Source organism: Brevibacillus massiliensis (assembly GCF_000311785.1).
GTDB lineage: Bacteria > Bacillota > Bacilli > Brevibacillales > Brevibacillaceae > Brevibacillus_C > Brevibacillus_C massiliensis.
This window is the reverse complement of the sequence record NZ_HE978536.1, coordinates 93731-107125: the sequence shown is the minus strand read 5'-3', so window position 1 is coordinate 107125 and position 13395 is coordinate 93731. Positions and strand designations below refer to the sequence as shown.

The window sequence follows — 13395 nt, the reverse complement described above, 5'->3', positions numbered from 1 at the left end:
GGTAACATGTCGGAGCATTTGCTCAAGATGCGCCGCATCAGCAAGACATTTCCCGGAGTGAAGGCATTGGATGACGTTCAACTGACGGTAAGCCGGGGCGAGGTCCACGCGCTCATCGGGGAAAACGGGGCGGGAAAATCGACGCTGATGAAAATTCTCGCCGGTGTGGAACAGCCGGATCCGGGGGCCGAATTTACCTTTGACGGGGCCCCTGCCAACATCCGCCGGCCGCTGGATGCCGCCCTGAAAGGGATTTCGATCATCTACCAGGATCTCAGCCTCTTTCCCAATCTGTCGGTGGCCGAGAACATCGTCATGGGGCTTAGCAGTACGGGAAGCTGGTGGCAGAGGATGGATTGGCGAGGTGCCCGGGAGGCGGCGCAGCGAGCCCTGCGGGAGCTGGGCGTAGAACTGGATGTGACGGTTCCCATCGCCCGGTTGAGCATCGCCCGGCAGCAGCTAGTCGCGATTGCCAGGGCGCTCGCCTTCGACTCCAAGCTGATCGTCATGGATGAACCTACTTCCTCACTGTCATCCGCTGAAGTGGAGCTGTTGTTTCGCGTCATCGCCGACCTGAAGCAAAAAGGGATTGCCATCATTTTCATCAGCCACAAGCTGAAGGAGCTATTCGCTGTCGCCGATCGCTTCACTGTGCTGCGGGACGGCAAATACGTAGGCACGTACCCCAAACACCAGATCGACGAGGAACAGCTGATTTCGCTGATGGTAGGGCGCAAATTGGAACAGGTAAAGCGGGACAGACAGGGCTCCGGCGAACCGCTCTTAACCGTAAAAGGGATGAGCAAACAGGGGAATTTCAAGGATGTCTCGTTCACCCTGCACGCCGGTGAGATACTGGGGATCACCGGACTTGTCGGTTCGGGACGCACAGAGCTGGCACAGGCCATCTTCGGGCTGGGCCAGCCGGATCAGGGGGAAGTTTTCATCCGCGGCGCGAGGACGGTCATCCGCACTTCGGAGGATGCGGTGCGGCACGGCATTGCCTATGTCCCGGAAAGCCGACAGCTGCAGGGGCTCGTTCTGCGGCAGTCGGTCGTCAACAACATCTCCCTTGCCATCCTCGACAAACTGACAAACAAGTGGGCGCTCATGGTGCGCAAAAAGGAGATCGGCCTGGCGAATGAGTACATCGACAAACTGGACATCCGTCCGCAGCTGCCGCAGATGCTGGTCGAACAGCTCTCCGGGGGCAATCAGCAGAAAGTGGTGATCGCCAAATGGCTCGCTGCCGACCCGAAAATACTGCTGATCGACGAGCCGACCAACGGCATTGATATCGGCGCGAAGACGGAAATCCACAGACTGCTGCGCCAGCTGGCACAGGCGGGGATGGGCATCGTGATGATCTCGTCTGAACTGCCGGAAATCTTGTCGGTCAGCGACCGCATTGCCGTCATGCGGCACGGCAGGATCGTCGGGGAGCTGTCGGCGGAGTCGGCCACCCAGGAAGCGATCATGAACCTGGCTGTGTTAGGCAGTCATGCGGCGGGGAGCGAATGCCCGGAAAGACCTGCCGCGGCAGGGGAGGAGGTGTAGAAGTGGGCAAGCTTTTCAGGCAAAAAGAGTTTGGGATCGCAGTCGTCCTCCTGCTGCTGTGTGGCGTGATTTCCCTGATCAACCCTGTATTTTTAAGCTTTGACAACGTGATCGATGTCATCAAGGGTAACGCTGTACTGGGCATCCTGGCGATCGGAATGACGCTTGTGATCATCACCGGCGGGATCGACGTGTCGGTCGCGGCCGTGACGAGCGCCGTTGCCGTCATCCTGGGGCACGTGATGCTCGGCCTCCCGGACGGCTTTCTCTCGCTGATGCTGCTGTTTCTTTTGGCCCCGCTGTGCGGAATCGCGCTGGGACTGTTAAACGGTCTGCTCGTCGCCAAGATAAAGATTCCCCCGATTGTCGTGACCCTGGGGACGATGAGCATCATTAACGGTTCCATCCTGTTTTTTACCAATGGGGTGTACCTGAACAGCACCAATTTTCCCAAGGTCTTTATCAGCTTTGCAGACAGCAGACTGTTCGGCGTCTCCATCCTGATCTACATCCTGTTCGCCGTCGCGCTCTTGACGTGGTTCATTTTAAAGCACACCGTCGCGGGCCGCTTCGTCTACGCCATCGGCGGAAACCGTACGGCGGCGGGCAGAGTGGGCATCAACCTCGACCGGATTCAGCTGTTCGTGTACGGGTACATGGGTTTTTTGGCGGGCGTAGCGGCGATTGCCCAGACCGCCTACACCAAAGCTGTCGATCCGAACGGGCTGCTCGGATTTGAACTGACCGTGATTGCCGCCGTCGTCATCGGCGGGGCCAACATCCTGGGCGGCAGCGGCTCGGTCGCAGGCTCGCTGCTCGGGGCGCTGCTGCTTGGCGTGATGCAGAACGGACTGATTCTGCTGCATATCGATACCTATTGGCAGAAAGTCGTCGTCGGCCTGGTGATTCTGGCGGCTGTCTCCTACGACCACCTGCAGCGCAAGCGGGCGGAAGAGAAGCTGATGAAAGTGGAGGTAGAAGGGGAGGGGGTGCAGTGGTGAGAAGCTTTTCCAAGGAAGCCGTGTTGGGGATGATTTTCGCGGTGCTGTTTGCCTTGATGGCGCTGTGCGCGCCAGGCTTTCTCGATGCCTACAACCTGGGCAACATGATGTTCCAACTGCCTGAGCTGGGCATTTTGGCGCTTGCCATGATGGTCGTCATCATCTCGGCGGGCATTGACCTCTCTCTGACCTTTACGGCTGCGCTGTCCGGTGTCGTGATCGCCCTCTTGCTGTCCAAGGGGAGCCCGATACTCGTCGCCGTACTGGCAGGCGTGGCGGCAGCAGCCCTGTGCGGGTTGCTGAACGGTTTTTTTGTGGCGGTAATCGGCGTTTCGCCGATATTGGTGACGCTGGGCTCGATGGTGCTGTTTGAAGGGTTGATCCTCGGCATCACCAAAGGGAATGCCATCTCGGGGTTTCCCGACGCCTTCGCCGTGATCGGGAACGGATCGATCGCTTCCGTCCCGGTTCCGATCTTGAACTTCTTTGCGATCGCGCTTTGCACCTCGATTCTGCTCAACAAGACGAAATGGGGCCGCTGCGTCTTCATGGTCGGCAGCAACCCGCTGGCAACGCTGTTCTCCGGGATCAATACCCGGCGCGTGCTGCTGCGAGTCTATCTGTTTTCTGCCCTGTTGGCATCTGTCGCGTCGATCATCATGATCTCCAGGTACAATTCCGCCAAAGTGGATTTGGGGTCGTCCTACCTGCTGCAAAGCGTCGCCGCTGCCGTGCTGGGCGGCACCGAGATCGCCGGGGGATACGGGAAAGTGATGGGCACCGTCTTTGCCGTCGGCGTCTTTCAGGTGTTGTCCAACGGCCTCAACCTGCTGGGCGTGCCGAGGACCGTCGTCGACATGATGATGGGACTCATCCTCATCCTCGTTCTCGTCCTCAACTTCCTGTCCGCAAAAGCGCGGCAGAAGCGCGTGGCGGAGCGGGGGGTGATCTGACGACAGGGACTTTAGCCGCTCAAGGACAGCAAAAGGGGGAGTGCTTGGGGGAGACAAGGTCGGTGAATCCAACGCTTAGCTGAAAAAGAAAACAGTAAGGGGGAAAAATGCATGAATAAGAAATGGTCCGGATTGCTATCGCTGATCTTATCGATCGGGATGTTGGCCGCCTGCGGCGCCAATGCGCCATCCAGCGCCCCGTCCGGCACTTCTTCCGGCTCTTCGTCCGGCGCTCCCGCTAAGCAGCCGGCAGCCCAGCCGGAAGCGCCCAAGGGGAATGCCAAGCTGAAAATCGCCGTCGTCCCGAAGCTGATCGGCATTCCCTACTTTAACGCGTCGGAGAGGGGAGCGAAAAAAGCGGGTGAAGAGCTCGGCGTGGATGTGATTTATACCGGACCTACCCAAGCGGATGCGGCTCAACAGGTGAAAGTGATCGAAGATTTGATCGCCCAAAAGGTGGATGTGATCGCCGTGGCTCCCAACGACCCGGCATCGTTGACCCCTGTTTTGAAGAAGGCCAAGGAACAGGGAATCCGCGTGATCGATTGGGATACGCCGGCAGACCAGTCGCTCGTCGAGTACTCTGTCCACCAGATTGACGACGAGGTGTACGGACGGCATGTCACCGACCTGCTCGTCGAAAAAATGGGAACCGACTCGGCGCAAATCGCGGTTCTCACCGGCGGGCTGTCGGCAGCCAACCTGAACACCTGGATCGACTGGGCGACAAAGCAGGCACAGGAAAAATACCCGAACTTGAAGTTTGTCGGCGACAAGATCGCTTCCGATGAAAAACAGCAGGTAGCGTACCAGAAGACGCTGGATCTGATCAAAGCCAACCCCGACGTAAAGGGGATCATGGCCTTCTCTACTCCAGCCCCGCTCGGAGCGGCACAGGCGGTGCAGGAAAAAGGCCTGCAGGATAAAATTGCCGTCGTCGGCACGGCCCTGCCGACCGATTCGAAGCCTTTTCTCGATGACGGTTCGCTCGATGTAGCGACGCTGTGGGACCCGGAAAAACTAGGGTATCTGGCCGTTGCAGTGGCAAAGGACCTGGTTGAGGGCAAGAAGCTCACCGATGGGCAGGATGTGCCGGGCGTAGGCAAAATCCAGGTGAAATCCGACGGGAAGACCATTATCATGGGCCCTCCCACCGACTTCACCAAGGAAAACGCCGGAGATTACAAATTTTAGCAAATCTGTCGCCAGGTCATGGTCCGGAAAATTGAAGCAGGGTTCATCCCCTGAGGGGATACCTTGCTTCCTTTTTGCCGCAAGAGGAATCCGTTTTTTGCCAAAAATTTTGACAGGAGGCGCATATGGTGGTCAAAAATCTCTGGGATCCAGCCGAAGCGAAGCGAAGATCCGGCGGTTTGGACGAATTGGTCTACCGTTCCAACCTGCTGGGCGCGGACCGTTCGGTAGCCAATTGGGGCGGCGGCAATACCTCATTGAAAACCGTGGAAACCGACTTTCGCGGCCGTGAAATCGAGGTCATGTGGGTGAAAGGAAGCGGATCGGACTTGGCGACCATGCAGGCACAACAGTTTACCGGTTTGCGCCTGAACGATATTCGCTCGCTGATCGAGCGCGAAGAGATGTCTGACGATGAGATGGTGGAATACTTGCGCCACTGCATGATCGACAGCCGTCATCCGCGCCCGTCCATCGAGACGCTGCTGCACGCCTTCTTGCCGTTTGCCCACGTCGACCATACCCATCCTGACGCGATTATCAGCCTGTGCTGCGCCGACAACGGCCGGCAGGTGGCCGAGAGGATATACGGCCGGCGCTTTGTCTGGGTTCCCTATGTCCGCCCCGGCTTCACCCTGTCCAAGCTGATCGCGAAAGCAGTGGAAAACAGCCCGCTTGCCGAACTGGTGCTGATGGAAAAGCACGGTTTGGTCACCTGGGGCGATACAGCGGAAGCGTGCTACGCCAAGACGATCGCGGTCATCCGGGAGGCGGAGGAGTACCTTGACTCCCGAACGGAAGAGGCGGAAGTGTTTGGCGGCGCTAGCCATCAAGCCCTCCCGCCCGCAGAGCGCAGGGAACTGCTCGCCGAGGTGATGCCGGTGATTCGCGGGATTTTGGGCAAAGAGCGAAACATGCTGCTCACCTGTGACGATTCCGAGGAGGTGCTGGCGTTTGTCAACAGCCGTGATGCGCAGCGGCTCTCACAGATAGGGGCGGCCTGCCCGGATCATCTGGTGCACACCAAACGCGTTCCTTTGTTCGTGGAGTGGGACCCGGCAGGCCGGGACGCCGGTCTGCTCAAGCAAGCCTTGCGAGCGGGGATCGCCCGCTTTGAGCAGGAATACCGGAGCTACTTCGAGCGAAACCGAGACCAGCAGGACAAGATGGGAGACCCGGCACCGCGGGTCATGCTGATTCCCGGGATCGGGATGGTCAATTCGGGGAAATCCCTCCAAATGGCCAAGGTAAGCGGCCAATTGTACCACCGCGCCATCGCCGTCATGCGGGGGGCTTCTGCGATCGGACAATTTGTCTCCCTGAGCGAACAAGAGGCTTACGCCGTAGAATACTGGCCGTTGGAGCTGTACAAGTTGAGCCTGGCTCCGCCGGAGGCCGAGTTTTCCCGCAAGGTCGGCTTCGTTACCGGCGGGGCTGGCGGAATCGGCAGCGCCACCTGCAAACGGCTGGCAGCAGAGGGACTTCATGTGGTCGTCGCGGACCTGAACCTGGAAGGTGCCGAGGAGGTTTCCAGGGAAATCAACCAGGCGTACGGGGAGGGCAGGGCGCTGGCGCTGAAGCTGGATGTCACCCGGGAACAAGAGGTCAAGGAGGCGATTCGCCAGGCGGTCTTGACATACGGCGGCATCGACATTCTGGTCAACAACGCCGGATTGGCGACGTCCAGCCCGTTTGAGGAGACGACGCTGGACGAATGGGAAGTGAACATGAACGTGCTCGGGACGGGGTACTTCCTCGTTGCCCGTGAGGCCTACAAAGTGATGAAACAGCAGGAAACCGGAGGAAGCATGGTCTTTGTCGGCTCAAAAAAATTCGCTTTACGCGGGAAAAAACGCGGCCGCCTACAGCGCCGCCAAGGCGGCCGAGGTTCATCTGGCCCGGTGCATCGCAGCAGAGGGGGGAGCCGCCGGGATTCGCGTCAACGTCGTCCTGCCCGACGCCGTCCTGCAGGGCTCGGCGATCTGGAATTCCGAATGGCGCAACGAACGGGCGGCGGCTTACGGCATTTCGCCGGATCAATTGGAAGAGCACTACCGCAACCGGACGACGCTGGGAGTGAACGTCTATCCGCAGGATATAGCCGAAGCGATCGCGTTTTTGGCTTCGTCCAGGGCAAAGAAGACGACCGGCTGCATGATTACGGTTGACGGCGGGATCCCGGCGGCATTTACCCGGTGAGCCGCCAGCAGGCAGAGGAAGGGAGGAGAATTCATGAGTGACCGCGCCTACCTGCTGTTTGCACAGCAACAGCAGGATCGGGGAATCGATGTTGAACAGGTAAAGGCCAAAATAAAAGCACTCAAGCTGGAGACGCCGTCCTGGGGATACGCTGATTCCGGCACGAGATTCAAGGTGTTTGCGCAGCCGGGCGTCCCCCGGGACCCCTATGAAAAACTGGCCGATGCCGCCGAAGTGCATCGGGTGACAGGCGCCTGCCCGTCAGTGGCGATTCACATCCCTTGGGACAAGGTGGAGGATTACGCCAGGCTGAAACAGCACGCCGAGGATTTGGGTATCGCGATCGGAGCGGTCAACCCCAACCTGTTTCAGGAAGACGATTATATCTTCGGCAGTGTCTGCAGCGTCGACCCCCGCGTTCGCAGAAAAGCGCTTGCGCATCTGCTGGAGTGCGTGGAGATCGCCAAAACGGTTGGCTCCGGGGTCATCAGCATTTGGCTGGCCGATGGAACCAATTACCCCGGACAGGCGGATTTGCGAAAGCGTAAGCACTGGCTGATGCAGGCATTGGCCGAGACCTGCCAAGCGATGCCGCCCGACATGCGCATGATGATCGAGTACAAATTTTACGAACCTGCCTTTTACCACACCGACCTGACCGATTGGGGCATGGCGTTCAACGCGGCCGTAAAGCTGGGGGAACAGGCCCAGGTGCTGGTAGACACAGGCCATCATCCGCAGGGGACGAATGTGGAGCACATCGTCGCTTATCTCCTGGATGAACAAAAACTGGGCGGATTTCACTTTAACAGCCGAAAGTACGGAGATGACGACCTGATCGCCGGGGCGATCAATCCGTACGAGCTGTTTCTGATCTTTCACCAAATCATCGCCGCGTCGGCCGACGAAAACCCCGGCGTTCGGCGCACGGCAGAGCGGATCGCCTACATGATCGATCAGAGCTACGCGATTGAACCGAAGATTCCGGCGATGATCCGCTCCGTTCTGAATGTGCAGACCCAGTATGCCAAGGCGCTGCTGGTCAACCTGGAGGAGCTTGGGCGGGCCCAGGAGGCCCAGGACGTCCTCGCCGCAGAAAATATCGTCCGGGAAGCGTTCGAGTGCGACGTCCGTCCCTTGCTTCGCGTCGTGCGGGAGGAAATGGGGCTGCCCGCCGATCCGATGAAAGCGTATTTGGAGAGCGGCTATGCCGATCAAATTCTTAGCCGCGGCAAAGGTGGGGCGGGCTGGTGAATGTACTCGCGTTTGACTTGGGCGCAAGCAGCGGCAGAGCGGTTGCCGGGCGAGTGGATGGCAACAGGCTGGCGTTTTGGGAGATTCACCGATTTGAAAATAGCCCGGTGCGGGTAGGGGAGCGGCTGTACTGGGATGTCCTGCGATTGTTTCATGAAATGAAACAGGGGTTGCTAAAAGCCCGCCAGACAGGCTTTTCAGAATTGCACAGCGTGGGCATCGACACCTGGGGAGTCGATTTTGGCCTGATCGGCGCACACGGGGAGCTGTTGGGCAATCCCTACCACTACCGCGACAGCCTGATCGACGGCAAACTGGAAGAGGTCTGCGCCATCCTGCCAAAGCGGGAGATTTTTGCGCGGACCGGAATCCAGTTTATGCCGATCAACAGTCTCTATCGGCTGTATGCGCTGAAGCAGTCGGGCTCCCCGCTGCTCGAGCAGGCAGCGAGCTTTTTGATGATGCCCGACCTCTTGCGGTATTTCCTGACGGGAGAAAAGAAGAGCGAATGGACCAATGCTTCCACGACCCAACTGTACAATCCGCTGACCCGTTCATGGGACGAATACATGTTGCAAAGCTTGGGCCTGCCTGCAGAAATGTTCGCTGATGCTGTCGAGCCCGGGCAGGTCGTCGGCGTGCTGCAGCCCTCCCTGTGTACCGAGCTGGAGTGTCCGTCGCTGCCCGTGGTCGCCGTAGGTGAGCACGATACCGCTTCGGCTGTGGCGGCGATCCCCGCGCTCACCCCGGACTTTGCCTATTTGAGCTGCGGCACCTGGTCGCTGCTGGGGACGGAAGTGCCGCAGCCGGTGCTCAACGATCAGGCGTTGGAGTGGAATTTTACCAACGAAGGCGGCGTCAACCGGACGTTTCGGCTGCTTAAAAACATCATGGGGCTGTGGCTGTTCGAAGAGTGCCGGCGCTGCTGGGCGGTCGGCGGGACCCGTCTGCGCTACGACGAGATGGTCGCGTTGGCTCATGGCGCCAAGCCGTTTCAGCGCTTTATCGAACCGGACGATCCGATGTTTTTGCATCCGGCTCATATGCCAAAGCAGATTCAGCAGTACTGCCGGGACACCGGGCAGTCTGTTCCCGAATCGGCGGGCGAGATCCTGCGCTGTGTGCTGGAGAGTCTGGCGATGAAGTACCGCCTCGTCCTGGAGCGCACAGAGATGCTAAGCGGGAAGCGATTCTCCGGCCTGCACCTGGTCGGCGGCGGAGTAAATAACGCCTTGTTGTGCCAATGCACCGCCAATGCCATCGGCCGTCCAGTCTGGGCCGGCCCCGCCGAAGCGACCGCGCTGGGCAACCTCGCCGTCCAACTGATCGCCCACGGCCAAATCCGCGACATCCGCGAGGCCAGAGCGCTCCTGAGCGAATCGCTGGCGATCAAGAGCTATGAACCACAGGAAGCGGCGCTGTGGAACGAAGCATACGGATTGTTTCGGCAGGTGACAGCGTGTCATTAAAAGAAAAGCTTCGAGAAACAGAAAAAAATGGAGCGAGCAGAGGCCTTGGCGACGCCCACCCAGTCGGAACGGAAAAAACGGCACACGCTTGTCGACCAAATTCTACGTTGATTTGCTTCCAGTCATTTTTGGTCGACGTGCCGTTTTTTGCAGTGGAGACGGACAGTTCAGCTTCCCAGTAGGCGTGCCGCGAACGGAGCGAGCCCATTTTTTTTCGGTTTCCATGACCAATGTTCCCCAAAGAAAAAGCAGGGGGCTTTTCCCCCTGCGTATTACCCGCTGCTCGTTTCCAATAATAAACAACGGCTATCCTCGCCAAGCCTGGGGATGATCTTCCTCCACGTACGCAGCCGCCTTCGCGTTTGCTTCCACCTGCGCCGGATTTTTGCAACCCGGGATGACCGTCGTCACTGCCGGATGCCGCAAGCACCAGGCCAATGCCCACTGCGCCATGTCTATCCCCGGCGGCACTTCGTTTTGCTTGATCTGCTCCACTTCCTTCAGCATCTGTTCCACCTGCTCCCGGTCGTGGTTATGCCGTACATCATTTGCCGCAAAGACGGAGCCTGGCTTGTATTTGCCGCTCAGATAGCCGCTCGCCAAAGGCACGCGGGCCAATACGCCCAAATCCTGCTCTTGGCAGGAGGGGAATACCTCCGCTTCCGGTTTTCGATCCAGGCGGTTGTACACCACTTGAATCGTACTGGCCTTCACCTTTGACGCCGACCCGGTCTGATGCATGCTGGCTTGCTTGTTCAAAGAGAGGCCCAGGTAGCGAATTTTGCCTGCCTGCACCTGCTTGTCGAGATAGGTCCAGAGGTCGTCGTTGTCAAATGCCTGATCCGGGCCGGAATGGAATTGATACAGGTCGATGTAATCCGTTTGCAGCGCGCGCAGCGAGTCTTCCAGCTGCTTTTGCACGTCCTGTGCCCCGTACTTGTCAGTCCGTTTAAATTTGTCGTGAAACTGGTGGCCGAATTTGGTGGCGACGACCCAGTCTTCCCGGCGGTCTTTTTTGAGGAAGTTCCCGATCAACTGCTCCGACAGGTGATCCCCGTAGCATTCCGCCGTATCGATCAGGTTGATTCCCAGTTCCTTTGCCCGGTGCAAGACCCGGTCTGCCTCCTCCTGGGAAAAATCCATGCCCCATTCGCCGCCAAATTGCCAGGTGCCCAGTCCGATCACCGAAACTTTCATTTCCGTTTTGCCTAATCTGCGATATTTCATGCAAGATTCCTCCGTTCTTTTTTTGGGTTACTCTATTCACGACCATCTTGATTTATGGTCGCCGACCACGGATTTGGTCAAGGTGATAAAGGCGGAAACGGCAGGAGAAACCTGCTTATGTGCCGGAAGAGCCAATCCTACCGTGCGAAAACACTCTTCCTTTAACCGCGCTCTGCTTAGACCATCGTGATGTCCATGCGCCACTAATTCCGGAATGATGCTGATGCCCAGGTTTTTTTGCACCATTGCGATTATCGCCTGATTGTCTGCAATTTCACAATAAACCTTTGGCTTCAGATGATGTCTTGCAAACAGCTGCTTGATCAAATCGTCACATCCGCCTTTTGGCATAATGAACGGGTAGGATGCGATGTCCCGAACACTAATCTGTTTTTTCGTTCGCAAGGGGTGGTTTCCCGGCAGGATCACTTGCAAATAATCCTCAAACAACGGGATGAAGTCGAGGTTCCCGGCATCGTCTGAAGTCAGAAAACCAATGTCGATGATATTTGATGATACCATTTGCTTGAGTTCCATGTAACCACCTTCATGGAATTCAACATGGATCCCAGGGTACGCAGCGTGAAACTTTTCCAAGACGGAAGGCAGCAAGTACGCTGAAACACTGGGAAATGTCCCAATTCGCAGTGTACCGACTTCCAAACCATTCAAACGGCCGGCCTCTTGTTTCATTTCTTCTGCCAGATTCAGTATTTGCCTTGCATAATCAATCATGACTTCACCTTCGGAAGTGAGTGAAATGCCAGAACGCCCCCTATGTAAAAGCGTCAGGTTCAGTTCGGCTTCCAGACCTTTGATGGCATGGCTGACAGCAGATTGGGACAGGCCTAGCTTGTCTCCGGCTTTCGTAAAGCTTCCCGAATCGACAACCGCCCGAAAAATCTCATATTGCAGCAATGTGATAGCCACCAACTCCAATTATGAATTATTTTCATGGTAATAATTATGAACATTCATTTGATTAATGTAAAGAACCGGAATATGATGAAAGAAAAAAGCAGGGAGGATCTGTATGAAAACCTTGCATTACACGTTGGTCGACGTATTTACCGCCGCGCCCTTTGGCGGCAATCAACTGGCCGTTTTTCAAGAAGATGCAGCTTTGGAAACAGAGACCATGCAAAAAATAGCCAGGGAACTAAACCTTTCGGAAACAGTCTTTATCCGACCGGCAATTGATCCGAAAAAGACAAAGCGTTTTCGAATCTTCACGCCAAAGGTTGAACTGCCGATGGCCGGACATCCCACCATCGGGGCAGCATACGTTTTGGCCGAAAAAGGCTTTTTGGGAACGAAAGAAGGTGCGAACGAATGGATCATAGAGGAGGGGGTAGGGGATATCCCTGTAACCGTTTATAAGGAACATGCTCAAATCTCCAAAGTGGAAATGAAACAGCCGCTTCCTGTTTTCGGCGAGAAGTACAGGGAGACTGAGCTCGCAGCGAACTTGCTGTCTCTATCCGCCGAAGACCTGGATCCTGCCCTTCCGATTCAGACAGTGTCCTCTGGAGTGCCGTTTTTGTTTATCCCAGTCCGCTCACTTGCGGCCATTCAAAACATACAATTCCGTATGGATATTTGGGAGAAGTATTTTAGCGGCAATCCAGATACAAAACATATTTTTACGTTTACGAGGGAAACCGAAGAGGCCCAATCTACCGTTCACAGCAGGATGTTTGCGCCTGCAATGGGGATTCCGGAAGATCCGGCAACCGGGGCAGCAAGCGGTCCGTTAGGGGCATATTTAGTCGAGCATGCTGTTATACAGCCGATTGATAACGGGGTGCATCTCATGAGAAGCGAACAGGGAATTGAAATGGGAAGACCCAGTTATATTGATATCACGATCGTCAAGGAAGGGGACGCATACAAGGAAGTAAAGATCGGGGGGAGTTGCGTCATCATCGGTTCCGGGGAACTTTATCTGGATGAACCGCATCAAGCTTTCCCGGCTTGAAACGTCTTGATTCCGCTGCAGAACCGGGAAATTTGTTCGGATCAAAAGTTCTCACCAGGCTTGCTGCTTTTCATAATCAACGTAGCAGGAACGAGCTTTGCTTTCTCCGCAAAATACCATGCGTTTGCCTAGTTTTCACTCGAATCACCGGAGAGAGAGACTTCTTCGATCACTTTTTCTATCTGAAAGCCCGCACCTATCAGCTCATTTACGTATGTACTCAGTTTGTACTGATGCATAACGGCCGGTGCGGGCCATTTTTCGTTCGTGAAGCCATGTACTGCAGCGAATGGCCGCTGCCGCAGCCGATGTCCAAGACTTTCTTGTTCTCTACATCACCCAGCAGCCGAAGTTCTTCTTCACCAGGTGCAAACGGACCGTAATCAGGGAGCGGCGTTCTGCCGAAGAAACGATGTGCCTCTTGATTCCAGGTCTGTTTATTTACCTGCAGAAATTGATGTTCCTGTGCGGGATTCATCCTGCTCACCCTTTCATTTGATCAGACAAGAACTTATATTTGCTGCCGACAGGTTTCATTCCTGCTGAACCATAAAGTCTGGCCT

At 56.6% G+C, this 13395-nt stretch carries 10 protein-coding genes and 1 pseudogene; 8 read left to right on the top strand and 3 right to left on the bottom strand.

Annotated features, from left to right (window positions below):
- Nucleotides 1–6 precede the first annotated feature (6 nt).
- The 7 genes and pseudogenes from HGBM_RS04335 (at nucleotide 7) to HGBM_RS04305 (ending at nucleotide 9627) form a co-directional block, all read left to right on the top strand.
- Nucleotides 7–1557 carry a sugar ABC transporter ATP-binding protein gene (locus HGBM_RS04335; RefSeq protein WP_019119869.1) on the top strand — a complete coding sequence of 517 codons (1551 nt, stop codon included), beginning with the start codon at nucleotides 7–9 and terminating at the stop codon, nucleotides 1555–1557.
- Nucleotides 1558–1559: 2 nt separating this feature from the next.
- Nucleotides 1560–2558, top strand: a complete 999-nt coding sequence (locus tag HGBM_RS04330) for an ABC transporter permease (RefSeq protein ID WP_019119868.1) — start codon at nucleotides 1560–1562, stop codon at nucleotides 2556–2558.
- On the top strand, nucleotides 2555–3511 hold the full coding sequence (locus HGBM_RS04325) for an ABC transporter permease (protein ID WP_019119867.1): 957 nt from the start codon (nucleotides 2555–2557) through the stop codon (nucleotides 3509–3511). Before HGBM_RS04330 ends, HGBM_RS04325 begins: the two co-directional genes overlap by 4 nt.
- 111 nt (nucleotides 3512–3622) lie before the next feature.
- Nucleotides 3623–4705 carry an autoinducer 2 ABC transporter substrate-binding protein gene (locus HGBM_RS04320; protein ID WP_019119866.1) on the top strand — a complete coding sequence of 361 codons (1083 nt, stop codon included), beginning with the start codon at nucleotides 3623–3625 and terminating at the stop codon, nucleotides 4703–4705.
- Between the two features lie 128 nt (nucleotides 4706–4833).
- Nucleotides 4834–6904 (top strand): annotated as a pseudogene (locus HGBM_RS26580) (bifunctional aldolase/short-chain dehydrogenase).
- A 33-nt stretch (nucleotides 6905–6937) separates the two neighbouring features.
- Entirely contained in the window at nucleotides 6938–8158 is a 1221-nt protein-coding gene (gene rhaI / locus HGBM_RS04310; RefSeq protein ID WP_019119865.1) for an L-rhamnose isomerase, read from the top strand.
- Complete coding sequence (locus HGBM_RS04305) at nucleotides 8155–9627, top strand: rhamnulokinase (protein WP_019119864.1); 1473 nt, start codon at nucleotides 8155–8157, stop codon at nucleotides 9625–9627. The genes rhaI and HGBM_RS04305 overlap by 4 nt, the downstream gene beginning before the upstream one ends.
- Before the next feature lie 306 nt (nucleotides 9628–9933).
- On the opposite strand, the gene HGBM_RS04300 is transcribed toward HGBM_RS04305, so the two are convergent.
- Both HGBM_RS04300 and HGBM_RS04295 read right to left on the bottom strand, forming a co-directional pair.
- Complete coding sequence (locus tag HGBM_RS04300) at nucleotides 9934–10854, bottom strand: aldo/keto reductase (protein ID WP_019119863.1); 921 nt, start codon at nucleotides 10852–10854, stop codon at nucleotides 9934–9936.
- Between the two features lie 36 nt (nucleotides 10855–10890).
- Nucleotides 10891–11772 carry a LysR family transcriptional regulator gene (locus HGBM_RS04295; RefSeq protein ID WP_019119862.1) on the bottom strand — a complete coding sequence of 294 codons (882 nt, stop codon included), beginning with the start codon at nucleotides 11770–11772 and terminating at the stop codon, nucleotides 10891–10893.
- Nucleotides 11773–11887: 115 nt separating this feature from the next.
- Here HGBM_RS04295 and HGBM_RS04290 point away from each other — a divergent pair, with 115 nt between their 5' ends.
- Nucleotides 11888–12832 (top strand): PhzF family phenazine biosynthesis protein, encoded by a 945-nt coding sequence (locus HGBM_RS04290; RefSeq protein ID WP_019119861.1) that lies wholly within the window; start codon nucleotides 11888–11890, stop codon nucleotides 12830–12832.
- Between the two features lie 220 nt (nucleotides 12833–13052).
- Here HGBM_RS04290 and HGBM_RS32215 read toward each other — a convergent pair whose 3' ends face one another.
- Entirely contained in the window at nucleotides 13053–13310 is a 258-nt protein-coding gene (locus HGBM_RS32215; protein ID WP_019119860.1) for a class I SAM-dependent methyltransferase, read from the bottom strand.
- Between the last annotated feature and the right edge of the window lie 85 nt (nucleotides 13311–13395).